The following is a 23309-nucleotide window of genomic DNA, read 5'->3' as shown; positions in this document are numbered from 1 at the left end:
TGCCGTGGCCTTCGACTCGATCTTCAAAGCCGACCTATTCCAGGGTCACACCGTGATTGTCACCGGTGGCGGCAGTGGCATTGGCCGCTGCACCGCCCATGAGCTGGCGGCGCTCGGCGCCCAGGTGATCCTGGTCGGACGCAAGCCGGACAAGCTCGCAGCGGTCGCGGCGGAAATTGCCGAAGACGGCGGCATCGCCCATTGCAGCGCCTGCGATATTCGCGATGAAGAGGCGGTGAAGACGCTGGTCAGCCAAATCCTGAATGACCACGGCCAGGTCCACGGTTTGGTGAATAATGCTGGCGGTCAGTACCCATCACCGCTCGCGTCGATCAATCAGAAAGGCTTTGAAACCGTGCTGCGCACCAACCTGGTGGGCGGTTTCCTGATGGCCCGCGAAGTGTTCAACCAATCCATGAGCAAACACGGTGGCGCCATCGTCAATATGCTCGCCGACATGTGGGGCGGCATGCCCGGCATGGGCCACTCCGGCGCCGCCCGTGCCGGCATGGACAACTTCACCAAAACCGCCGCCTTCGAATGGGGCTGCGCCGGGGTTCGGGTCAACGCCGTGGCGCCGGGCTGGATCGCCTCCAGCGGCATGGACACCTACGAGGGCGCGTTCAAGGCGGTGATCCCCACCCTGCGTGAACACGTGCCGCTCAAGCGTATCGGCACCGAATCGGAAGTCAGCGCCGCCATTGTGTTCCTGCTCAGCCCCGCCGCTGCATTTATCAGCGGCAGCACCCTGCGCATCGACGGCGCCGCCAGCCTCGGCAGCCGTGCCTGGCCGCTGCACAAGGCCCAGCCGCCGAGCGAACCGTTCAATGGTTTTCACCGCGCTTACCTGCCGGACGTGCTCAAGGAAGGGAAATAAATCATGCCGGTGATTGAAAGCCTGATCGACGCCCACAGCGCAGCGTTCGCACGCAACCGTGAGGCCATGCTGGACAGCATTCAGCACCTGCGCCAACTGGAGCAAAACCTGCTGAGCAAGGCCCAGGAAGCCAAGCCCAAGTTCGACAAACGGGGCCAATTGTTGCCCCGCGAGCGCCTCAACTTGCTGCTTGACCCCGGTGCGCCGTTCCTGGAATTGGCCAGCCTGGCCGGCTACAAACTCCACGACGACAAGGACGGCAGCGCAGCCGGGGGTGGGTTGATCGCAGGAATCGGCTACGTCAGCGGCGTGCGCATGTTGGTGGTGGCCAATAACAGCGCGATCAAGGGCGGCACCATTTCTCCTACCGGGCTGAAAAAATCCCTGCGCCTGCAGCAGATCGCGCTGGAGAACAAATTGCCGGTGGTGACACTGGCCGAAAGCGGCGGCGCCAACCTCAACTATGCCGCCGAGATTTTTGTCGAAGGCGCACGCAGCTTCGCCAATCAGGCGCGCATGTCAGCCATGGGCCTGCCGCAGATCACCGTGGTGCACGGCTCGGCCACTGCGGGTGGCGCGTACCAACCGGGGTTGTCGGATTACGTGGTGGTGGTGCGCGGCAAGGCCAAGCTGTTCCTGGCCGGGCCGCCACTGCTCAAGGCGGCGACGGGCGAAGTGGCCACCGATGAAGAACTGGGCGGCGCCGAGATGCACGCGCAAACGGCCGGCACCGCCGAATACCTGGCGGAAAACGACGCCGATGGCGTGCGTATCGTGCGTGAGATCGTCAGCCTGCTGCCCTGGGATGACCGCCTGCCGTCTGCGCCAAAACGCACCTACAAAGAACCACTGTACTGCGCCGAGGAACTGTTGGGGCTGATCCCCGATGATCCGAAAAAACCCTACGACGTGCGCGAGATCCTGGCGCGGCTGGCTGACGGTTCCCAATTCCTTGAATTCAAGGGCGAGTTCGATGCCCACACCGTCTGCGGCCACCTGCATATCCAGGGCCGCGCCATTGGCGTGATCGGCAACAACGGCCCCATCACGCCCAAAGGCGCGAGCAAGGCTGCGCAGTTTATCCAGCTGTGCGACCAGAGCCGCACGCCGCTGCTGTTTTTGCACAACACCACTGGCTTTATGGTCGGCACCGAGTCAGAGCAACAAGGCGTAATCAAGCACGGCGCGAAGATGATCCAGGCGGTGGCCAATGCGCGGGTGCCTAAACTCACCGTGGTGGTCGGCGGCTCCTACGGTGCGGGCAACTATGCGATGTGTGGCCGGGGTCTGGACCCACGCTTTATCTTCGCCTGGCCCAACAGCCGCACGGCGGTGATGGGCGGCGCGCAGGCGGGCAAGGTGCTGCGCATCGTCACCGAGGCCAAGCAGCTCAAAGACGGCTTGGTGCCCGACCCCAAGGTGCTGGACATGCTGGAACAGGTCACCGCGCAGAAGCTCGACAGCCAATCCACCGCCCTGTACGGCAGCGCAAACCTGTGGGATGACGGGCTGATTGATCCCCGGGATACCCGCACGTTGCTCGGCTTTTTGCTGGATATTTGCCATGACGCCGAGGTGCGGCAATTGCAGCCCAACAGCTTCGGTGTGGCGCGTTTCTAACAGGAGAACAAGAACAATGATCTTCACCCAAGAACATCAGGAACTGCGCCGCACCGTCCGTGCCTTCGTCGACCGCGAGATCAACCCCTACGTGGACGAATGGGAAAAAGCCGGGCGCTTTCCCATACACGCGATCTTGCGCAAGGCCGGCGACCTCGGGCTGCTGGGCATTTCCAAACCCGAACAATTCGGCGGCATGGGCCTGGACTACAGCTACTCGATCGTCGCCGCCGAAGAATTCGGCACCATTCGCTGCGGCGGCATTCCCATGTCCATCGGCGTGCAGACCGATATGTGCACCCCCGCCCTCGCCCGCTTCGGCTGCGATGCACTGCGCGACGAATTCCTGCGCCCGGCCATCAGCGGCGAGCAAGTCGGTTGCATCGGCGTCTCGGAAACCGGCGCCGGCTCCGACGTGGCCGGGCTCAAGACCTACGCACGCAAGGACGGCGATGACTACGTGATCAACGGCAGCAAAATGTGGATCACCAACTCGCCCAGCGCAGACTTCATGTGCCTGCTGGCCAACACCTCGGACGACAAGCCGCACATCAACAAATCGCTGATCATGCTGCCGATGAACACGCCCGGCATCAGCGTCAGCACGCCCCTGGAAAAACTCGGCATGCACAGCTCCGAGACTGCCCAGGTGTTCTTCGACAACGTACGCATCCCCCAGCGCAACCGTATCGGCCACGAAGGCGCGGGCTTCATGATGCAGATGCTGCAATTCCAGGAAGAACGCCTGTTCGGCGCGGCCAATATGATCAAGGGCCTGGAGTACTGCATCGACAGCACCATCGAGTACTGCAAGGAACGCCAGACCTTCGGCAAAGCGCTGATCGACAACCAGGTGATCCACTTTCGCCTGGCCGAACTGGCCACCGAAATCGAATGCCTGCGGGCACTGGTTTACCAGGCCACCGAGCAATACATCAAAGGCCAGGACGTGACCCGCCTGGCCTCCATGGCCAAACTCAAGGCCGGACGTCTTGGCCGTGAAGTCAGCGACAGTTGCCTGCAATACTGGGGCGGCATGGGCTTTATGTGGGACAACCCCGTAGCCCGTGCTTATCGCGATGTGCGTCTGGTATCGATTGGCGGCGGTGCCGACGAAATCATGCTGGGCATCATCTGCAAATTGATGGGCACGCTACCGGGGAAAAAACCATGAGCACCTTGCTGCTGGAACCCCATAACGGCGTGCTGCACATCACCCTCAATCGGCCCGAATGCCGCAACGCCATGAGCCTGGAGATGGTCCACGAACTGCGATCGGTAGTGGCCCAACTCGACGACCAAGTCCGCGCGGTGGTTCTGAGCGGCGCCGGCGGGCATTTCTGCGCGGGAGCCGACGTGAAGGACCTGGTCAGCGCAGGCGATCAATTGCAGGCGCTGAACCGGGCCTTTGGCACGTTGCTGCAAGAGGTGGAAGCCGTGTCGCAAGTGGTCATCGTGGTGCTGCAAGGCGCGGTACTCGGCGGCGGGTTTGGCTTGGCCTGTGTGAGCGACATCGCGATTGCCGATCACCAGGCGCAGTTCGGTTTGCCGGAAACCAGCCTGGGGTTGCTGCCGGCGCAGATTGCGCCGTTTGTGGTCAAGCGGATCGGTCTGACCCAGGCGCGGAGACTGGCACTGACCGCCGCGCGATTTGATGGGCAGGAAGCTGAACGGCTGGGGCTGGTGCACTTCACCGAGCGCGATCCGCAGGCGTTGGCGGAGCGTTTGGATGAAGTCCTGGGACAGGTGCTGCGCTGCGCACCAGGCGCCAACGCGCGCACCAAGGCGTTGTTGTTGGCCAGTGTGGATGAGCCGATAGGGGTTGTGTTGGATCGCGGGGCGCAGTGGTTTGCCGAGGCGGTCAGCGGGGCGGAGGGAGTTGAGGGGACTCGGGCTTTTTTGCAGAGGCGTCGGCCTGAGTGGGCTCGTTGATTAGGGGTATATCCGTTATTTGGGTAACGGCTGCCTATGGTTTCGCCCTTACGGCGACTCACTTTTGGAAGAGCCGGAAGGCCAGCCCAGCCAAACACAAGCAAAAGGCTCTTGTGCCAACACTCGGCACCTCGCCCAGGCTCGGTGTGCGGCCAGCATGTTTAACGGGGCGCCTGAGATCAAGATCAAAAGACCGCTGACTTCGTCAGCAAAAAGGATGTAAGGGTCAGATCAAAAGCAGGTCAAAAGCAGGGTGAGACCTATCTGATAGGTGGAGATCCAAATGTGGGAGGGGGCTTGCTCCCGATGGCGGTGTATCAGCCAACAGATGTGTAACTGAACCACTGCTATCGGGAGCAAGCCCCCTCCCACATTCGAACTGCGATCGCCCTGTCAAACAAGCTGGTACACCGAGCCTCGGCCGGGTACCGAGTGTTGGGGCGAAGGCCACCCTTTGTAAGCGCGGAACCATAGATTGCCGTTACCGAAGAAACGGATATGTACTCAGTCCCAGGGAAAACACCTATGCCGCAGTTCAACAAGATCCTGATCGCCAACCGCGGTGAAATCGCCTGCCGCATCCAGCGCACGGCCCAGGCATTGGGCTACCGCACCGTCGCCGTCTACAGCGACGCCGACGCCCAGGCCCTGCACGTGCAGATGGCCGACGAAGCCGTGCGCATCGGCCCCGCCCCGGTACAACAGTCCTACCTCAACATCCCGGCCATCCTTGAGGCCGCCGAAAAAACCGGCGCCGACGCCATACACCCCGGCTACGGCTTCCTCTCGGAAAACCCCGGTTTCGCCCGCGCGTGCCAAGACGCCGGCCTGATCTTCATCGGCCCCAGCGTCGAAGCCATCGAACTGATGGGCAGCAAACGCCTCTCCAAACTCGCCATGCTGGAATCCGGCGTGCCTTGCATCGCCGGCTACCAGGGCAGCGCCCAGGACGACGCCACCCTGCAACACCAGGCCGACCGCATCGGCTACCCGCTGATGATCAAGGCCAGCGCCGGCGGCGGTGGCCGAGGCATGCGCCTGGTGCACAAACCCGAGCACTTGCTGGAGCAATTGCGCACCGCCCGCTCCGAAGCGCAGAACGCCTTCGGCAGTGACGAACTGATCCTCGAAAAGGCACTGATCGACCCGCGTCACGTCGAAATCCAACTGTTCGGCGACAGCCACGGCAATCTGATCTACCTCGGCGAACGCGACTGCTCGATCCAGCGTCGCCACCAAAAAATCATCGAAGAAGCGCCCTGCCCCGTCATGACCCCGGAACTGCGCCAGGCCATGGGCGAGGCGGCGCTCAAGGCCGGGCGCGCGGTGAATTACGTCGGCGCCGGCACCGTGGAATTTCTGCTCGACCGCAACGGTCAGTTCTACTTCCTGGAAATGAACACGCGCCTGCAAGTGGAGCACCCGGTCACCGAGCTGATTACCGGCCTGGACTTGGTGGCCTGGCAACTGCTGGTCGCCGCCGGCCACCCACTGCCATTGAGCCAAAAAGAGGTGACCCTGAGCGGCCATGCCATGGAAGTGCGCCTGTACGCCGAAGACCCGGCCCAAGGTTTCCTCCCGCAAACCGGTGAGGTGCTGCGCTGGGAGCCGGCCGCAGGCGTACGTATTGACCATGGCGTCAGCGAAGGCCAAACAATCAGCCCGTTCTATGACGCCATGCAAGCCAAGATCATCGCCCACGGCGCCACCCGCGAAGAGGCGCGCCGCAAGCTGCTTCGCGCTGTGGAGGACACCGTGCTGCTGGGCGTCAATACCAACCAGCAACTGCTGGCCGATCTGCTCAAGCAACCGGACTTTATCGACGGCCATTTCAGCACCGGGTTTATCGCCGAGCACTTTCGCGAAATCCCGCCGCCCGCCGCGTCGAAAGAACAGCTTGCCCTGGCCGCCGCGCTGTTTTATCACCACAGCGCCGACCAGCACGCCCTGGGTCTGGCGGGATGGCGCAATAACGCAAGCATCCCCTGGACATACCGCCTGGAGGTCAACGGCGACCTTCAAACGGTCACCGTTGACGACCTGCAACTCAGCACCGACGGCCGCTACGCCACGCGGGTGCTCAACGGGATCCGGCGCCGTATCGCTTACCACCTCGACGGCGACCAGTTACGGCTACCTGGCCTGACCGTGACCAACCGCACCCAACAGGTCGCCCGCCGCCAGGCCGACGCCAGCAGCGGCACGGTCAAGGCGCCGATGGACGGCGCCATTGTCGATGTGCGGGTCCGTGCAGGTGAGCGTGTCGGCAAAGGCCAACTGCTGCTGGTGCTTGAAGCCATGAAAATGGAGCACCCGCTCACGGCGGGCATCGACGGTGTGATCAAGGCCGTGCAGGTAATGGCAGGCGATCAGGTGCGTAATCGGCAGGTATTGCTGGAGATCGAATAGTCCCTAGGCGGAACTACAGGGCCGGGCTACGCTCTATCCCCATCAGGAAGGGACGAGTACGGGAACCTGCACAATGCCTCATTGGCTGATTATTGACCTTGAAGCCACAACGGATGAAGGCGGCTGGCCCGTGACGGAGATGGAAGTCATCGAGATCGGCGCGAGCCTGGTGAACCGCCAGGGCCGCGAACTGGACCACTTCCAGCGCTTTGTGCGGCCATTGCGGCGCCCATTGCTGACGCCCTTTTGCCGCCAGCTGACCCATATCACCCAGGCCAATATCGACACCGCCGCGCCCATCACCGAGGTGTGGCCGCTGTTCGAACGCTGGCTGGGCCAGCATCAACCGCGCCTGGAAGGCTGGGCGAGTTGGGGTGACTATGACCGCGCGCAGCTTGAGCTCGAATGGCAGCGCAACAGCCTGGTGAGTGCACTCGCCAAGACACCTCATGTGAACCTCAAGCAGCGCTTCGCCAAGGCCCGGCGCCTGGACAAGCCCTTGGGCCTCAATGGCGCCCTTCAATTGGCGGGAATGCAGTTCCATGGCCAGCAACATCGGGCGCTGGAAGATGCACGCAATACCGCGCGCCTGTTGCCGCTGATTTTACCGGTCTAGGCAGCTCCCCTGCCCTTGGGCATACTGGCCGACCTTTCCAGACCCTTTTTCCGAGGATTCGCCCATGTTCAAAGTCAACGAGTACTTCGACGGCACCGTCAAGTCGATCGCTTTCGGCACCGCAGAAGGTCCGGCGACCATCGGCGTGATGGCCCCGGGTGAATACGAATTCGGCACCGCCCAGCGTGAAATCATGCACGTAGTCTCCGGCGCCCTGACCGTTAAACTGCCTGACGCCAGCGAGTGGGAAACCTTCGCCGCCGGCAGCCAGTTCCACGTACCGGCCAACAGCAAGTTCCAACTGAAGGTCGCCGTGGATACTGCTTACCTGTGCGAGTACCGCGGCTAAGCATTCGCCCGGTCAAAAAAATGCCCGTCTCGTGGGAGACGGGCATTTTTTATGGGCGCCGAAGGCTATTCGAGAATGGTCACTGGCATGCCCACTTCCAGGCGTCCATTACCATCGTTGACTAGGTTCTGGCCGAACATCGCGCCGTCTTCCGTCTTGCGATAAGCCTCCAACGTGACAAACGGTTCACGGTCGGCGCTGCGTTCACCGGTTTGCGGGTCGATGGTGGTGAGAATGCAACGTGAGCAGGGTTTCACGGCGCGAAACTCCACATCACCAATGCGCAGACGCTTCCAGCCATCTTCCGCGAAAGCTTCGCCGCCCTCGATCACGAGGTTCGGGCGAAAGCGGAGCATCTCCATGGGGCGGCCGATTTTTTGCGAGAGGTCGTCGAGCGACGCTTGCCCGATCAGCAGCAACGGATAACCATCGGCAAACGCCACCTGATCATCATCACGCCCGAAACCGGCCTGGGTGGTGCGGGCGCGGTCCAAGGGCATCTGCACCAGCCGTGTCGGCTTGCCGATAAAGTCGCTGACCCAGGCGGCAGCTTCATCACCGGCGTCCGGTACGCGCAAGGTGTCGCGCCAGATGGTCACGCCGCGCAACTCGGCGTCGCTGCCGGGCAGCGCCACGTCCAGCGGCGCGTAGCCAGGCGAACTCAAGGTCAGGCCGCCCGTGCGGTTCCACAGCGCAGAGAGTTGGCTCATCTTCGCCACCGCCCGCTGCGTGAGGAAACGCCCGCTGGCCTCGTCCACCAGCATCCAGCGTCGATCCCCATTCAACCCGAGTTTATCCAGGCCGATGTGCTGCAAGGTTTCGGCCTTGCCGGACTTCAAGGGGTAACGGTACAACGCGCTGAGACGAAGCATGGGCCTGCATTCCTGAGGGGCAAAGATGCAACCCTAAGGTCAAGCGGTGGCTTCGTCCAGCATCAGTCGCTGGCGCACCACATCCACCAGTTTGTCGGGCTGGAATTTGGACAGGAAGTTGTCGCACCCAACCTTCTTCACCATCGAGTCGTTGAAGCTGCCCGACAGCGAGGTGTGCAGCACCACGTAGAGCTTGCGCAGGCGTGGATCGTTGCGAATTTCGGTGGTGAGGCGGTAGCCGTCCATCTCGGGCATTTCGGCGTCGGTGAAGATCATCAGGAGCTTGTCGGTCATCACGTGGCCGGCGTCGGCCCAGGCCTTGAGCATGTTCAGTGCCTTGAGGCCGTCGCTGGCGATGTGCATCTTCACACCCAGTTGACCCAAGGTGTCGCGCAGTTGCGACAGGGCGACGTTGGAGTCGTCCACCAGCAGCACTTCGCGGCCACGGGCACGTTCCAACACCGGATCTTCAAGTTTTTCACGGGAAACTTTGGCGTTATAGGGCACGATCTCGGCGAGGACTTTTTCCACGTCGATGATCTCCACCAGTTGGTCATCGACCTTGCTGATGGCGGTCAGGTAGTGCTGACGCCCGGCGCTGGTCGGCGGCGGCAGGATGGATTCCCAGTTCATGTTGACGATACGGTCCACACCACCCACCAGGAACGCCTGTACCGAGCGGTTGTACTCGGTGACGATGATGGTGCTGTTCGGGCCCGGTACCAGTGGGCGCATGCCGATGGCCTGGGACAGGTCGATCACCGGCAAGGTCTGGCCACGCAGGTTGACCACGCCGCACACGAAGGGGTGACGCTGAGGCATCAGGGTCAGCTTGGGCAGTTGCAGGACTTCCTGCACCTTGAACACGTTGATTGCGAACAGTTGCCGCCCGGCCAGACGAAACATGAGGATCTCCAGGCGATTCTCACCCACCAGTTGCGTGCGTTGGTCTACTGTGTCGAGAATGCCGGCCATCAAAAGCTCCTGGTGTGCGCAGCTAGATGCGCGAAGGGATTGTGCAATTCATTACTGCTGTTATCGGCGGCGAAAGCCAGACCTTGACCCCCTGCTAAAATGCCACGTAAATTCATTGATGTCACACTGACATCATGCTCTACTGCATGAACCTCTCCAGACAGCGGTACATCGGCGTTGCCGGACATTCAAAGCGATGCAAAGTTCCGCCATGTAAGGGATTCCCCTATAAGCAATCAGGCCCAACCTGATATTCGCTTTATCTAATAGTCATTAATGTGACGCCATTCTCATTGCATGAATGGAGTCAGGCTTTGTTTGCCATCCCAAGCCCTCGTTCCACGGGTCTACCAGACACTCACGTCGCGGCAACTGAAGGTGTGCAATTGAGCCCGCTCACGAGGGCCGCGCGCAGCCGTCGCCATCATTCAAATAAACGTCCTACTGAACGCTCAGAAGCAACCTACAGACTCCAGTTATCTTTCAGCAGTAGTTTTACGCCACTCACCCAATGCGACCTCTCATCACCCCACCTTATGTTGTGGAGACTTGCATGATGAACGACGGTAACGAGTGGCAACTTGCACTTCCCGAATTCCTGCACGAGGCTGAAAACCTGCTGGCCAAGTCGGAAGAGTGCCTGAGTCACCTGCATCTGATTCGCAACGACAGCGACGCCATCGACTGCATGAAAGCCAGCCTAATCAAGCTCGCCGAAAAAGCCGATTGCCTGGCCCTGCAGGCGATCAGCGAATTTTCGCGGCATATCCAATACGTGATCGCCAACGCCGAAAACCCGTTGCAGCTGCATGATCAGGCCCTGAGCGCCCTGGAAGACTGCCTGAGACTGCTGGCCTGGCAACTGGAGCTTATCGATGCAAAGACAGGCCTATTGGCACTGGATGAATCGGAACAAACCTCATTGATTGCTACGGTCACACTGCAAATCCCACAAAAGGATTTCAGATATAAACCGCAGCAGCGTTTACACCCCTCGTCCTGAGCGGTTATGAGGTCGTAAATAACGCGCAGTTTTCTAAAAACGACAGGTTTAACCAACCCATTGAAACTGAATGGCGCATGCGTAGATATCAATTAACCATAACCCCTACATTCCTGTTGAAGTAATACATCCCCCCTTCATTAACTTTGGGACTATCGTCCCTGAATATTTGCGCGCTTAGATAATCCCGCCAGACAGGCGCCTGGCGACCGAAGGTAAGAGTAGTGGTACTATCACCCCCTCAAAGTGATTGAATTTATTAACTTTGAAAACGATTCAATAACGTATCTCAAACAGCGCCCGGTCAGTGTCGACCGGTCTTCCCGCAGCGAACCTTTATTGGCTCCATCCGCTATGCATGCCAGCCTCAAGACATTCATCGCAAGGTCCGCGTCCCGCAGCAATGCACGCCGTTTGATCCTCACGCTATGCCTTGGCTCGCTGCTGCTGAGCCTGTGGGCCTACGCCCACTCCGCACCGCTGCCGCTGATGGTACTGCTGCTCAACCTGGCCACCTTATTAGTGGTAGGCCTGCAACAGTGGTACTCGCGCAAATCCATCAAGTTCCAGCCCCAGGAATTGGCCGATCGCCTGCTGCAAGTGCAGGAAAACGAACGCCACCGCCTCAGCCGCGAACTGCATGACGACATCGGGCAACTGCTGACCGCCGCCAAGCTGCAAAGCGAATGGCTCAAGCGCCGTATGCCGGATGAGCTGCAAACCCAGTGCAACGTCTTGTGCAATACCTTGAACGAGACCCTGGCCAAGGTGCGCGACGTCTCTGCCATCCTCAACCCCCGACAGCTCGCCAGCCTGGGCCTCGAAGCCAGCCTGCGCGCGCACCTGCTCAAGACCCTGGAAAACACCCCGGTGCACTGGAGCCTGGAATGCCAGCAACGGCTGACCGGCATCCCGGAAGAAATGGCCGTGGCGGCCTTTCGCATCACCCAGGAAGCCGTCACCAACATGCTGCGCCACGCCCAGGCACACAACCTGCTGGTGCGCCTGCAACGTCTACCCGAAGGCCTGTCGCTGAGCATTTGTGATGACGGCCAGGGTTTTTTGCCCGCCATCAATCCCAGCCTGGAAGGCCAGCGGGGCATGGCGGGCATGTCCGAGCGGGTTGATCAGCTTGGCGGCACATTGTCCGTGAGCAGTCATCCAGGTAACGGGACGCGCATCGAAGCGCTCTTCCCCTGGGCGCCCCGCGCCCTCGAACGGGCCAGCGCCCCTAAGGTTATCGAGTGACCTGCACATTACTTCTGGTGGACGACCATGCCCTGATCCGGGCCGGCGTACGTGCGCTGATCCAGGATATTCCCGGCTACACGGTGACGGGCGAAGCCAGCGATGGCGCCCAATTGCTGGAGCAGTTCAATCGCTTGCTACCGGACATTGTGCTGCTGGACCTGTCGATGAAGCACACCGGCGGCCTCGACGCTTTAAAGCAACTCAAGAGTGCGCACCCCAAGAGCAAGGTGCTGATCCTGTCGATGCACACCGACCCGGAGTTGATCATGCGCGCGCTGCAAGCCGGTGCCCATGGCTACCTGCTCAAGGACACTACCGCCAATGAGCTGGAACACGCGCTGCAAGCCTTGCGCAACAACGAGCGCTACCTGAGCCCGGCGATCGCCCACACCGTGATCAACCAGGCGCTGGTGCGCAGCCAGGGGCCGATCACGCCCGCCGGTCAAAGCCATAACCTCACGGCACGCCAACTGGAGATCCTGCGCCTGATCGTGCGCGGCAAATCCACCCGTGAGATCGCCCACGGCCTGGGCCTGAGCATCAAGACGGTAGAAGCCCACCGTTCGCAAATCATGAAGCGTCTGCAGATATTTGATGTGGCAGGCCTGGTGTTATTCGCTGTGCGCGAGCAGATCATCAGCCTGGACGACTAGGGGCGAATCCACCGGCAAGTGCACGCGAAGCGCCTTGGGCAACGCCTCGAAGTGCAGGTCGTCACCTTCCAGCGGCTCGCCATCGAGGTTGATGTACAAGCCCTGCGCCACCTTGATATCGACCCACGGCAGACGCGCCCGTACGAACATGTTGTCGATCCCACCGTCGCTCACCAGATTGAGCAGCGTGCCGACCACTTCCTGAGGCGCCGGCAGAATGCTGACGTCGAGCAAACCATCATCGGCCAATGCGCCGGGGCACAGTATGTGCCCACCGCCCGCCTGGCGGCCGTTGCCGATACCCAGCGCCAGCAACTCGCCCTTCCAGTGAAAGTCCGGTCCTTCCAGCTCACCGTAGGCGGCCTTCAACTCGCTGAAGCGCGTCAGGCCGGTAAACAGATAAGCAGCGCCGCCGAGGACTTTCTTCAAATCTTCGGAGGTATTGGCCGTGACCTGGCTACCAAAGCCGCCAGTGGCCATGTTCAGGAAAATCTGCCCGCCGACCTGGCCGAGGTCGATTGCCCTAGGGGGCACATCCAGCAATGCCAGGGCCTGGGCAGGCTCCAACGGCACGCCGGCAGCCTTGGCAAAATCATTGGCGGTGCCCAGGGGCATCAGCACCAGGCTGGCGTCGCTCTTGGCCTGGGCCATGGCTTCGGCCACGTCGCGCAAGGTGCCGTCGCCGCCGCCGGCAATGATGTGGGTGTAACCGCCGTCCACAGCCTCCTTGACCAGCCGTTGAGCGTCACCGCCCTCCCACGTCACCCGCACCGCCAGCTCCAAACCCAACTCGCGCCGGGCCAGCACGGCCGCGCGTACGTCCTCGTTGAGGGCTTGCTTGCCGTGAAGGATCAACAGTGCCTTGGGGGTGGTCATGGGGGGCGTACTCCTGGAGTCAATGGTGCTTGAAGGATGTTGACCTTTGAGGAGTAGGAAAAAGTCATTAAGGTCGAAAAATAATTGGCTCGCTAGAAATTATCCATCGCGTTGCACATCGACACCTTGCCCTTGGGCGCAGGCTCCACCTCGACCCATTGCTTACCGCCCGGCGGCAGCTCGTGCAGCTGGAACGAACAGCTCGCATAGATGGACGCCTGCACCATGTAGTCCATCCCCGGCCGAGGCACAAAGGTCATGGTGCTGGAGCATTGCCGGGAATACTGCAGTTTCCCCAAGTAATGAAACGCGATCGGGGTGTTCGCCGGCACCACCAACTCCGACGATACGGCAGCAGCCCACGAGTAAATCGGCCCAGGCATGCCCAGGCTCTCGCCGTTGTGATCGGGGAAGCCCGCTTTCGTCGACGCCATCACCCCAGCGCCCGGTACATTCCAGTCCAGGCAATCACGCCCCGGCACCGCGCGCACCAGACCATCGGTGATCAACCGCACACGGGCAGTCTCGCCAGACGTTGGTGCGACGTAGCCGGTGGACAAGGAACGGATATTCGCCACTTGGCCGCAGCCTGTCAGCAGCACCAGCAACGCCACGGGAACCCCACGTAAAACGCTCATCAGCAGTCAACTCGCAAAGGAATAAAGGGCTGTTTACGGCTGACGGCAATTCTGGCTGACCGACAACTGCGGTGCGGGCTCGTACTTCACCTGCTGCAAGCCATCGGCGCCCTGAAAGATGAAGTACTTGATGCGGCAGTCCTTGAACATCGACGAGTAACCCTCCGCCCGGAAGCCTTCGCCATCGACCTGCTTGGTCACGGCGTTGTTGCGGCTGACCACCGCGAGCACCTGTGCATAGCTCTGGCCCATCCTCACCCCCGGCTCGCCGGTGACCGTCATCGACGAGGCGCAACCGCCCAACCCTGTCGCCGCCAATGCCAGCGCGACGCCGTACAGTCCATTGCGTAAATCGTTCATTCCTTGCTTCCTTTTAGGGATGGGTTACCGACGGCCTTCGCACACCGGTGATTCGCCAATGCGGCCTTCTTTGCACAGGTCAATGTTATCTGTGCGCTTGAAACCCGAGTCTTTCATGCAATAAAACTGTGTGAGTACCTGGTCAATAGGCGTTGTGTCCCCCGTGCCTGTCAGGTTGATATACCCGCAAGCTCTCATCGCACTCTTGACGTCTTCTTGGGAGACCCCACTTTTTTTCCAATTGGTGAATTCCGGCGGCGGCGGTTGAAAGCCCCTCCCCGTGCAGCCAATCAATAACACCGCGTAAACACTCAGCAGAAGGCTCTTCCTGAACATCGTGCTCTTCCTCAGGGTTTGCGCAGATCGTTCATTCCCTACGACCTTTTAGTGATGGATCAGCGGCGACCTTCGCACACCGGTGATTCGCCAGCGCGGCCAAGCTTGCACATGTCCAAGTTATCTTTGCGTGTGAAGCCCGCATCTTTCATGCAGTAGAAGCTCCTAAGCCGCTCATCGATTGAACCGCCGCCCGTGCCCGCCACATTCTCGTACCCGCACGCGAGCATACTGCTCTTAACGCCCTCTACAGAGACCCCACTCTTTTGCCAATAGATAAAGTCAGGCGGCGGCGGTTGGAAGCCCCTGCCCGTGCAGCCAATCAATAACACCGCGTAAACACTCAACAGCAGGCTCTTCCTGAACATCACGTTCTTCCTCATGGTTTGCGTAGATCGTTCATTCTCTGTTTCCTTTCAGGTATGGATTAACGACGACCTTCGCACACCGGTGATTCACCAACGCGGCCAAGCTTGCACATGTCCAAGTTATCTTTGCGTGAGAAGCCTGCGTCCTTCATGCAATAAAAACGCGCCAGTCTTACATCGATGGGTGATAGATCTCCCCTTCCATCCAGATTGGTGTAACCGCAACCACGCATGGCGCTTTTCACCTCCACCTCGGATACGCCGGATTTATACCATCTGGTGAAATCAGGTGGAGGTGGCTAAAACGGTGTGCAGCCAGCGACAACCAGCAAGCCCAGACCCGGCAGCATTGCGGACTTGAACATACTGAATGCCTTAGGGTTGAGGTTTGACTTTGACGAATTGTGATTGATTCTCCTTGAAATCCTTCCAGTAAACGCCGCATGCCGGTGACGCGGCGCCGTAACAGTTATGGACGCTTTCAGCAGCATAAAACACCTTCAACCACTCCAATAAGGGGTTACTACCAGGGGGTAGCGTACCGCCGGTCCCAGGGTTAAAGCCTACGCCTAGTGTCCGTGCAACCGGGTCGAAACGATGATTCTGGTACTGCAGCGCCATCTCCTCGCGCTTTTTCTCAGAGCTGAAGCTTGAGCGATCCTGCAATATCCCCAGCAACGAATCGGCTTTTTGCACCCCATACGCAGCCCCGAAGAAATTCATCGACGTATCACCCAACACGCCAATGTTTGATGGGTCACGTACCAAAGACTCCATGGCATTGCCCGTGGTCATGGTGCCCCGGCTATGGCCGTCGATATGCAGCCCGCTTTTACCGAACTGGACCATGTATTCCTTGGTCTGCACGGTCGCGTTGGACAGGCCCCAGAAATCGTTTTCCAGGTTTTTCTGATATGCCGCAATCATCAGCTCCGAGGTGAAGTTGTTGGCTTTCTCGAAGTGGATCAAATACTGCGGCCCGGTATCGGCAGAACTGTGCTGGTTGGCATACCTGGCCGCAGCGTCGGCATCATTGAAAATGCCGTTGTTGGCGATATGCACTTTGCCGTCCGGCCCTTTCTTGAGGTTCATTTTCTCTTCGTCGCTCAACTCGCGATATTCAACTTTGCCTTCTTTATCAACCCGCGCCTTACCATTCTCATCCTTCAAGACCTCATACACCCGCGCCTTCTCGATAAAGATCTTGCGATACGCCTCATCCGCCAGCAGCGAGACCTGATGATAGAACTCACGCTTGATCTCCTGCTCAGCCGCGACCTTGCGCCCCATTTCCGCCACATCCAACCGTCCCACGGCGACATGGGCGGCCTCGGTGTTGCGGTTCAGGTTGGCAATTGTCTGGTCAACCGTCATGCCGCCAACCACACGCTGGCGCTCGGCATTGGTGATCACCAAGGTGCCGGCGCTGATCGCGCTGCGGGTGTCGCTGTCGGCGGAGTCGGAGTCCGAGCCGTTGTTGATGCTGTTGGCGAGCAGCGCCTTGGCCGTGCCCAGTTTGCCGTCGAGCATGTCCGAACTCAGGTCGACGCCTGAAGTTTTGGCGCTGGCTTCGGACACGTTGTGGATGTCGGACACCGTCAGCGTGCCGGTGGTCAGGCTGTTTTTGCCGTCGGCAATGGCCTTGTCGGAACTGGCGATCACGCCACCCTTGAGGTCGGTATTGCCGCGCACGTTGATGTCGAAACCACCGTCGCCGGCACGTATGCCCGATTGTTCGATCACGCTGGCAAAGTTGGACTTCTGCTTGGCGTTGGTGGAGCTGAAGCTAGCGGTCGCCGCACCGGCACAGACCGGCGGGATACAGATGCTGATCCCAGCGCTCATGCTCTTCTGCTCGGACGCGAAGGTGCTGGTGTCCTGCAGACTCTCGACATTCAGGTCGCCGCCGATATCGGCCTTGACCGTCTCACCCGACACCACCGCACCACGCAGGGTGGTGTCCTTACCGGAAATCAGACTGACCTCTTTGCCAGCAGTCACGTGGGTGTTGCTCCACACCAAGTCATTGCCATCGGCATTGCCCCGGCTCTGAGAGGCGGACGCGTTGAAGCTCAGACCGTTTTTCTCGCTACCAAACGAGATGCCGATGCCAAGGCTGCCGTTGACGCTTTTGTTGGTGCTGTGTTGCTCGATGGTGTTCTGCGCACCCACCAGCAGAATGTTGCCGTCAGCTTTCAACAACGCATTGTTGCCCGCCGTGATCTCACTGCCCTGCACGGTCAGGTTGTTGTTGCGCGTGCCGCCCGAGGACACGATCGTCACATCCCCTCCCGCCGCGACCGTCGAAGCGGCTGCGGTGTTGCTGGTCTGCTCGCTTTTGCTCTCGCTTTTGTTCATGCCCAGGGCAATGCTCAAGTTGATACCGCCCGCCGCCGCCGGGTCGGCCATGACCTGAGTATGGGCGTCGTTGGCGGACCAAGCGGTACTCAGCGCCGCCAGGGTCTTCATTCGTTTGTCGTCGGTACTCTCGGCCGCTTTGTTCATGCGCTGGGCGGTCTGTACCGCATTCACGATCGGGTTGGTCAGGGTCAGGCTCACGCCGGTCTGCTTGAAGCGCTGCTCCTGCTGCTGCGCACTGAGGTTGCGCGCTTCGAGGATATTGACCTCGGACGCGTCGATCGACACATCGCCATTGGGCGCGTTTACATTGCTGCCCACCTGACGGTATTCGCCGCCGGCGCTGATCAGCACGTTGCCGTCGGTTGCGCCAATGTTGCTCGCGGCCGCCGTAGTCTGCTGACTACTGTCTTTATTGGTCTGTTGCTTGGAACCAACGGTGACGGCAATGGCGCCCCCGCTGAACATACCGCTGGTCTTCACATCCTTCATGTGTTTTTCGTCAAGTTGCTCGGTGGCTGCCAATACCTTGATGTCGTTGCCCGCCGCCAGCACCGTGCCCGATGTGGAAACCACGTTGCTACCCGTAATCGTGATGTTGTTGCCGGCCTGCATCACCGCCTGCTCGCCACTGAAGGTCGAGGCCTGTGCGGTGGTCTGGCTGACCGTGTCGCGGGTGGTGGTGGTCTTGCTCGAAAACATCCCGTTGCTGCCCTTGACCTTGTGCGCTTCGTCGGCGCTGTTGAAGCGCTCGCCGGCCTCGACATTGATGTCGCGCACCGCACTCACAGCAACAGCCCCCGCGTCGCTGTTGACCATCGCCCCGCGCACCTGCACGTCACGCCCGGCGCCCACGCGAACATCGCCGTTGGCCTGCACCGAACTGCCGACTTCATTGCGTCCGGCTTCCTTGCGCCAGTTGTCGCCATCCCACTGGTTGGACTGGGTGTAGGACTCTTTCACTGTAGTCAGGGTGATGTCGTTGCCCGCCACCAGCGACGTCTTGCCGCCGACGCCGGTGTTGCTCACTTGCGCGGCTTGCAGGTTGATATCGTTGCCGGCGGTGGCAATCAGGTTCGCCGCCGGTGCCGACACGTACAACCCCGCCACCCGCGACAAGCCGGTGCGGGTGCCCTGATCGCTCTCGCTGTCGGTGGTGACCGAGCGCACATTGATGTCGTTGCCGGCGCTCAGGGCCAGACGGCTGTTGGCGCTGATCAGGCCGCCGATGTTGTTGATGTCCTGGCTGGCGGTCAGGGCCACGTCGTTGCCCTGGATACGGCCGCCGAGGTTGTCGAGGTTCTGCACGCTGATGTTCACGCCATCGCGCCCGGACAGGCTGCCGGAGTTCACCAGATCACCGCGCACATCAAGGTTCAACGTGCGCCCGGCCATCAGTGCGCCGGAGCCATCCAGATCACCTTCGCGAACCCGCACATAGACTTGCGGCACGAGCACCTGACGGACTTCACCGCTCGCCAGCGTGACGTCCTTGGACACCAGCCAGACGATGTCGCTGGTCAACTGCGCCATTTGTTCGGCGGTCAGGGCGACACCAGGAATCAGTTTCCACTGATCCGCCAGGGTCACGGCGCTGTCGATCATGCCGCGATACTGTTCCTCATCACTGGCGTAGCCGTCGAGAAAGCGCCGGCCGGTGAGTTGCGCGATTTGCTCACGGATCAGCTTCTGTTCGTAGAAGCCGTCGCCCAGACGCTGCTGCGTAGCCGCCGGGTCGAGGTTCAGGCGCCCGAGCATGTAGTCCGAAGACAACCACTTGCGGTAGTTAGCGAAGCGCGGGTCGGTCTCCACCAGATAACCGGCGGTGCTGTTCGGGTTGGTCTGGAACAGGCTGCTGTTGGGCAGGTCGGGGTTGAAACCACCCGTGCGGATCTGCTCCACCGCGCCTGCCGCGTCCAGTTGGGTCAGTGCCTTCACTTCACTGATCGGGCTCACGGCGTGGGTGCGGCCAGCGCCCGCCAGCTCACCGGTACCCGCAGTGCTGTCGGTAACGTTGGCCAGAACCAGCGCGCCAACCTGGGTGCCGCTGCCGTTGATGGCCGCGTACTCGGTGTACACCGTGGGTTTAAGGGAGATCTGCTCGATCAGCGGCGCCGGCGTATAACCGGTCAGGCCGACGCCCTGGCGGTCACGGCCCTTGCGCTGGATGCGATAGTAATTGGCCACGCTGCCGTTGTCGGCCGTGACCCGTTCGCCGGTCACTTCGGTGTTGATCACCTGGCCGATGCTGCCGTTGAGCGCTTGTCCGGCAATGATCCGGCTCTTGTCGTTGAGCACCTGGTCGGCGATCAACGTGAGGTTGCCACCGGCAAGCATCTGCGCAGGGTCGGAGCTGACAATTTGCGTCTCGGTGACGCTGCGCGTGTAGTCATAGCGGTTCCAGCGCGTGCCGTAGCCTTCCGGCGTGACCAGGTGCAGCACCTCGTCGTTGTACAGCGAGATCTGGTCCGGCGTGTAACGGTTGGTCGAGCCCGACAGCAGATACTCCTGCAGCACTTGGTTGGACACCAGCACGCGGTCGGTGGCGAAGTGTTCGTTGGTGTTGTTGATCTGCTTGGCGTTGACGCTCAGATGGCCCAGCGCTTCGACGGTGGCGCTCGCATTGTTGAGCACCTGTGCCTGGCCGCTGGCCTGGTCGTTGGCGTCAAGCAAGCCGCCGATCACCGTATCGCCGGCGCTGAAGATCAGTCCGTGCTCACGGTTGTTGATGACCTGAGCGCCGATATCCAGGCGGTTGCGTGCCGCGATGGTCGCCGCCGTTGCGCCTTCGAGGATGTTGTTGAGCGTACCGGCGGTGATCGACAAATGATCACCGTAGAGGCGCCCGGTACCGAGGTTGTTCAGGGTCGCAGCACTGAGGCGGGTCGTCTCGCCGTCGACCACGCCACGGTTGTCGAATTGGTTGACCGCGTTGGCCTGCACACGCCGCCCACTGATCACGCCGTTGGTACCGTTGTCGATAGCGCCGGCATCCACGCGCACCAGCGCGCCGGACTGCACCGCCCCCTGGTTGGTCATCGTGCCGCCGGTCTGCAGCGACAGGTCGCCGTTGCTCTGCACCAGGCCGCTGTTGATGAAGTTTTGAGTCAACCGGAAGGTCAGGTCGCCGAGGCTTTGGACCTTGCCGGTGCCGCTGTAATTGGCACTGTCGAGCAACACGGACTGGCCCCCAATCAGCGTGCCCGCGCCGTTGTTGATGGCCAGGCTTTTCTGCGCCGGGTTGCGATCGGCCAGGGTCAGCACGCTGCCCGCCGAGAGGATGCCCGCGTCGTTGTCCACGCTGCCGCTGCCCTTCACGTTCAGCGTGGTGTCGGACACGATTGAGCCAGCGCGGTTGGTCAGCGTATCGGTGTCGAGATCGACGCTCTGGCCCTTGATGCCCTGGTTCGCGCCCTGGGTCGCGCTGTTGTCCACGCTCGCGGCGGTCAGCAACAGATGCCCGTCGGCGCGCAACAAGCCCGCCTGGTTGCTCAGTTGCTGGGCGTTGATGTCCAGGGTGCGCGCGCTGCCGATAAAGCCTTGGTCGCTGAACACTTGACCGGCGCGCACGGTGACGTCGCGCTGGCCGAGGATGCCGCCGGTGCTGCCGGAATTGCGGTTGCTCAGCTGTTGGCCATGGGTATCCACGCGCAGGTCCGACTTGGCCTGCATGATGCCGCCGTCGTTGATCAACGCGCCGCTGTCGACGCTCAGCGTGTCGCTGGCGTTGACGGTGCCTGCACTGTTGTCGAGTTGCTGGCCCTGGGTATTGAGCAGCAGTTGCGCGCCGGTGATCACCCCACTTTGGTTGTTCAGGCCGAGTGCATTGAGGGTCAGCGCCTTGGCTGCCTCCAGACGCCCGCCACGGTTGTCGAGCACGCTGGTGTCGCTGTTGAGGATCAGGTCGGCGGCCACCGAACCGAGGGTACCGCCCTGGTTCTGCAGACTGTCGGTCTTGACCGTCAAGGTTTGCGTGGCCGCGACGGTGCCATTGGCGTTGTTCAACTGCGCGGCCTTGATCCCCAGCGCGCCGCCGGCAGTGATCTGCCCGCTGCTGTTGTCCAGGGTGCCGCCGTCGAGGGTCAATTGCGCGGCGGTGACCAGCTTGCCCTTCTGATTGTTCAGGTGCTGGCGCGCGGTGACGGACAAGTCGCCAAGGCCACCCGACTGCACCAGGCCATCCGCGTTGTTCAGGGTGTCAGCGCTGACGACGAGGGTGCCACCGCTGGACAGCGTACCGCCACTGTTGTCGAGGCTGCGCGCGACGGTCATTTGCATACCATTGCTGCCGGTCTGCACCCACTTGCCGCCGACGTTGGACAGGTCCAGCGCGGTCACGCTGATCTGTGCAGCGCCTACCTGTGCAGCATCGCTGAGCACGCTCTGGTTAGCGTCGGCCGTGAGGGCGCGGCCGGCGGTGACGCGGCTGCGACGCAAGTCGAGATTGCCGGCGGTGCTGGTCAACTCAACGGTCTGGGCGGACGTCTGGCTGTCACTCAGGTCGACCTGGGCGGCGCTGGCCTTGAGGGTCTGCGCGGCGAGGTTCTGGCCTTTGGCGGTCAAGGTGCCAGCCGAGGTCAGCGTCAGCGAACCGCTGCTGCCGAGCTTGCCGGTACTGTCCACGCCCGCGGCCAATGCGGAACCTGCGTGGCTGCGAATCGCCGAATTGGCGCCGGTGGCGGTCAGCGCGGCATTGCCCTGGGCGGACACGATGCCACGGTTGTCGATATCACCAGCGGTATGCACGGCCAGGTTGCCTTGCGCGTACAGCGTGCCGTCGTTGTCGATGCCCTTGTCGGCGCGGGCGGTCAAATCGGTGGCGCTGCTGATCTGGCCGTGGTTTTCGATCCGGCCGTCGGTGCCGATCACCACTTCACCGGCGCTGGAGCCGATCTGCCCGGCATTGCGCACACCCACGCCTGCGCCATTGCCGACCAAGGTGATCTTGCCCGCGTACATGCCGCCCAGCTGCGCCACGTCGATGGCGACGGTTGGCGTGTCGGTCGGGGCCGCGCCGGTGGTGCCGGCCTTGATGGTCAAGTCTTTGGACCAGATGCCCGCGTTCACCTCAACGGTGCGCGCGATGATTTCGGTGTAGTCGGCGCGGCTGGTGTCCATGCCTTCGCCGCCGATGCTGATCTTGCCGCCCGAGACTTCATAGCCGCTGATCAGGCCGTTCTCGAACTGCGCGCGCCCGGTGGTCAGGGTCGCGCGGTCGGCGTTGATAAACCCGCAGCCTTCACAGGTGATGCCCGACGGGTTGGCAATTACCACCTGCGCCTTGGAGCCCCCCACTTCGACAAAGCCGCGCAACTGGCTAGGGTTGCTCGAATTGACCTCGTTGAGAATCACCCGTGCGCTGCCGTTGGCCAAGTTGCGGTTGCCTTCGATCCACCCGCCCAGTTGAGTCTGGCTGTTGGTCACGCCGTTGTTGAGGATCACCCCGCGCTTGTCCACGTCGAACTGGGTGTAGGTGTTGCGCGACACGCCAGCGCCGCTTGGCCGGGTGATGTCCACCACCGTGGTGCCGTTGCCGGCGGCGCCGATGGTCGGGCGCTGGCCCGCCGGTGCGGAGCCATCGACCACCACCTGCGCTTGTACCGGCGCCGCCAGCGCGACCCAGCCCATGCCCAGCATCAGCGCAAACCGCAGCGGCGTGAGCGTGGCAACCGCCGTACCCGGGCGCGCTACGGCGCCGGTCGTGCCGGGAGCCTTGCACGCGCTCTTGACGTTTTCGGCCACCACCATCAGCAGGCCGCGAGCCTGGTTGAAAACAATTCGATACAGATGCTTATTCATGCAAGTCCTTTGCGCGG

18 protein-coding genes and 1 pseudogene are annotated in these 23309 nt (G+C 61.4%); 10 read left to right on the top strand and 9 right to left on the bottom strand.

The features are described 5' to 3' along the window. The first annotated feature begins 4 nt into the window (after window positions 1-4). From AB4N82_RS18590 to ppnP, 7 genes are all read left to right on the top strand, one after another. Window positions 5-877 carry an SDR family oxidoreductase gene (locus AB4N82_RS18590; RefSeq protein ID WP_032887956.1) on the top strand — a complete coding sequence of 291 codons (873 nt, stop codon included), beginning with the start codon at window positions 5-7 and terminating at the stop codon, window positions 875-877. A gap of 3 nt (window positions 878-880) precedes the next feature. Next, window positions 881-2497 (top strand): geranyl-CoA carboxylase subunit beta, encoded by a 1617-nt coding sequence (gene atuC, locus AB4N82_RS18585; protein ID WP_095185443.1) that lies wholly within the window; start codon window positions 881-883, stop codon window positions 2495-2497. 16 nt (window positions 2498-2513) lie between these two features. Continuing rightward, window positions 2514-3671 carry a citronellyl-CoA dehydrogenase gene (gene atuD / locus AB4N82_RS18580; protein ID WP_122764593.1) on the top strand — a complete coding sequence of 386 codons (1158 nt, stop codon included), beginning with the start codon at window positions 2514-2516 and terminating at the stop codon, window positions 3669-3671. Next, window positions 3668-4429: an enoyl-CoA hydratase/isomerase family protein gene (locus tag AB4N82_RS18575; protein ID WP_122754416.1), complete on the top strand. Its 762-nt coding sequence runs from the start codon at window positions 3668-3670 to the stop codon at window positions 4427-4429. The genes atuD and AB4N82_RS18575 overlap by 4 nt, the downstream gene beginning before the upstream one ends. A gap of 525 nt (window positions 4430-4954) precedes the next feature. Then, window positions 4955-6838 (top strand): acetyl/propionyl/methylcrotonyl-CoA carboxylase subunit alpha, encoded by a 1884-nt coding sequence (locus tag AB4N82_RS18570; protein ID WP_122764592.1) that lies wholly within the window; start codon window positions 4955-4957, stop codon window positions 6836-6838. 73 nt (window positions 6839-6911) lie between these two features. Beyond that, window positions 6912-7454 (top strand): 3'-5' exonuclease, encoded by a 543-nt coding sequence (locus AB4N82_RS18565; RefSeq protein WP_032887946.1) that lies wholly within the window; start codon window positions 6912-6914, stop codon window positions 7452-7454. A 64-nt stretch (window positions 7455-7518) separates the two neighbouring features. Beyond that, complete coding sequence (gene ppnP / locus AB4N82_RS18560; RefSeq protein ID WP_032887944.1) at window positions 7519-7803, top strand: pyrimidine/purine nucleoside phosphorylase; 285 nt, start codon at window positions 7519-7521, stop codon at window positions 7801-7803. Between the two features lie 65 nt (window positions 7804-7868). Here ppnP and AB4N82_RS18555 read toward each other — a convergent pair whose 3' ends face one another. Beyond that, window positions 7869-8675, bottom strand: coding sequence for an MOSC domain-containing protein (locus tag AB4N82_RS18555; RefSeq protein WP_032887942.1), 807 nt, complete (start codon window positions 8673-8675; stop codon window positions 7869-7871). 39 nt (window positions 8676-8714) lie between these two features. After that, window positions 8715-9650, bottom strand: a complete 936-nt coding sequence (locus AB4N82_RS18550; protein WP_032887940.1) for a chemotaxis protein CheV — start codon at window positions 9648-9650, stop codon at window positions 8715-8717. A 553-nt stretch (window positions 9651-10203) separates the two neighbouring features. On the opposite strand from AB4N82_RS18550, the gene AB4N82_RS18545 reads away from it, so the two are divergent. From AB4N82_RS18545 to AB4N82_RS18535, 3 genes are all read left to right on the top strand, one after another. Beyond that, window positions 10204-10653: a hypothetical protein gene (locus AB4N82_RS18545; protein ID WP_177326444.1), complete on the top strand. Its 450-nt coding sequence runs from the start codon at window positions 10204-10206 to the stop codon at window positions 10651-10653. Between the two features lie 354 nt (window positions 10654-11007). Next, the gene (locus AB4N82_RS18540) at window positions 11008-11901 is read left to right on the top strand and encodes a sensor histidine kinase (RefSeq protein WP_122681125.1); all 894 of its coding nucleotides are present in this window, start codon (window positions 11008-11010) and stop codon (window positions 11899-11901) included. Continuing rightward, window positions 11898-12557, top strand: coding sequence for a response regulator transcription factor (locus tag AB4N82_RS18535; RefSeq protein ID WP_032887937.1), 660 nt, complete (start codon window positions 11898-11900; stop codon window positions 12555-12557). The genes AB4N82_RS18540 and AB4N82_RS18535 overlap by 4 nt, the downstream gene beginning before the upstream one ends. Here AB4N82_RS18535 and yegS read toward each other — a convergent pair. The 7 genes and pseudogenes from yegS to AB4N82_RS18500 all read right to left on the bottom strand — a co-directional run bounded on the left by yegS (window position 12516) and on the right by AB4N82_RS18500 (window position 23292). Further along, complete coding sequence (yegS, locus tag AB4N82_RS18530; protein WP_032887935.1) at window positions 12516-13433, bottom strand: lipid kinase YegS; 918 nt, start codon at window positions 13431-13433, stop codon at window positions 12516-12518. The genes AB4N82_RS18535 and yegS overlap by 42 nt on opposite strands. Window positions 13434-13525: 92 nt before the next feature. Continuing rightward, on the bottom strand, window positions 13526-14071 hold the full coding sequence (locus tag AB4N82_RS18525; RefSeq protein ID WP_032887934.1) for a hypothetical protein: 546 nt from the start codon (window positions 14069-14071) through the stop codon (window positions 13526-13528). Window positions 14072-14104: 33 nt separating this feature from the next. Further along, window positions 14105-14431, bottom strand: coding sequence for a hypothetical protein (locus tag AB4N82_RS18520; RefSeq protein WP_032887932.1), 327 nt, complete (start codon window positions 14429-14431; stop codon window positions 14105-14107). 24 nt (window positions 14432-14455) lie between these two features. After that, on the bottom strand, window positions 14456-14767 hold the full coding sequence (locus AB4N82_RS18515; RefSeq protein ID WP_099603025.1) for a hypothetical protein: 312 nt from the start codon (window positions 14765-14767) through the stop codon (window positions 14456-14458). A 59-nt stretch (window positions 14768-14826) separates the two neighbouring features. Continuing rightward, a complete protein-coding gene (locus tag AB4N82_RS18510) occupies window positions 14827-15135 on the bottom strand; it encodes a hypothetical protein (protein ID WP_090409756.1) in 309 nt (102 codons plus the stop codon). Between the two features lie 59 nt (window positions 15136-15194). Further along, window positions 15195-15485 (bottom strand): annotated as a pseudogene (locus AB4N82_RS18505) (hypothetical protein). Window positions 15486-15510: 25 nt separating this feature from the next. Beyond that, window positions 15511-23292: a hemagglutinin repeat-containing protein gene (locus AB4N82_RS18500; RefSeq protein WP_460102505.1), complete on the bottom strand. Its 7782-nt coding sequence runs from the start codon at window positions 23290-23292 to the stop codon at window positions 15511-15513. Window positions 23293-23309: the final 17 nt, after the last annotated feature.

The sequence above is a fragment of the Pseudomonas sp. H1_D04 genome, assembly GCF_054683855.1.
The sequence above is the reverse complement of the archived record's forward strand: the minus strand, read 5'-3'. Positions and strand labels throughout refer to the sequence as shown.

Coding starts and splice junctions, on each gene's coding strand:
- AB4N82_RS18520 (WP_032887932.1), bottom strand. CDS start 14,431: ATGAACGATTTACGCAATGGACTGTACGGCGTCGCGCTGGCATTGGCG.
- AB4N82_RS18570 (WP_122764592.1), top strand. CDS start 4,955: ATGCCGCAGTTCAACAAGATCCTGATCGCCAACCGCGGTGAAATCGCC.
- AB4N82_RS18565 (WP_032887946.1), top strand. CDS start 6,912: ATGCCTCATTGGCTGATTATTGACCTTGAAGCCACAACGGATGAAGGC.
- AB4N82_RS18525 (WP_032887934.1), bottom strand. CDS start 14,071: ATGAGCGTTTTACGTGGGGTTCCCGTGGCGTTGCTGGTGCTGCTGACA.
- AB4N82_RS18575 (WP_122754416.1), top strand. CDS start 3,668: ATGAGCACCTTGCTGCTGGAACCCCATAACGGCGTGCTGCACATCACC.
- AB4N82_RS18545 (WP_177326444.1), top strand. CDS start 10,204: ATGATGAACGACGGTAACGAGTGGCAACTTGCACTTCCCGAATTCCTG.
- atuC (WP_095185443.1), top strand. CDS start 881: ATGCCGGTGATTGAAAGCCTGATCGACGCCCACAGCGCAGCGTTCGCA.
- yegS (WP_032887935.1), bottom strand. CDS start 13,433: ATGACCACCCCCAAGGCACTGTTGATCCTTCACGGCAAGCAAGCCCTC.
- ppnP (WP_032887944.1), top strand. CDS start 7,519: ATGTTCAAAGTCAACGAGTACTTCGACGGCACCGTCAAGTCGATCGCT.
- AB4N82_RS18540 (WP_122681125.1), top strand. CDS start 11,008: ATGCATGCCAGCCTCAAGACATTCATCGCAAGGTCCGCGTCCCGCAGC.
- AB4N82_RS18515 (WP_099603025.1), bottom strand. CDS start 14,767: ATGTTCAGGAAGAGCCTTCTGCTGAGTGTTTACGCGGTGTTATTGATT.
- AB4N82_RS18550 (WP_032887940.1), bottom strand. CDS start 9,650: ATGGCCGGCATTCTCGACACAGTAGACCAACGCACGCAACTGGTGGGT.
- AB4N82_RS18500 (WP_460102505.1), bottom strand. CDS start 23,292: ATGAATAAGCATCTGTATCGAATTGTTTTCAACCAGGCTCGCGGCCTG.
- AB4N82_RS18555 (WP_032887942.1), bottom strand. CDS start 8,675: ATGCTTCGTCTCAGCGCGTTGTACCGTTACCCCTTGAAGTCCGGCAAG.
- atuD (WP_122764593.1), top strand. CDS start 2,514: ATGATCTTCACCCAAGAACATCAGGAACTGCGCCGCACCGTCCGTGCC.
- AB4N82_RS18510 (WP_090409756.1), bottom strand. CDS start 15,135: ATGTTCAGGAAGAGCCTGCTGTTGAGTGTTTACGCGGTGTTATTGATT.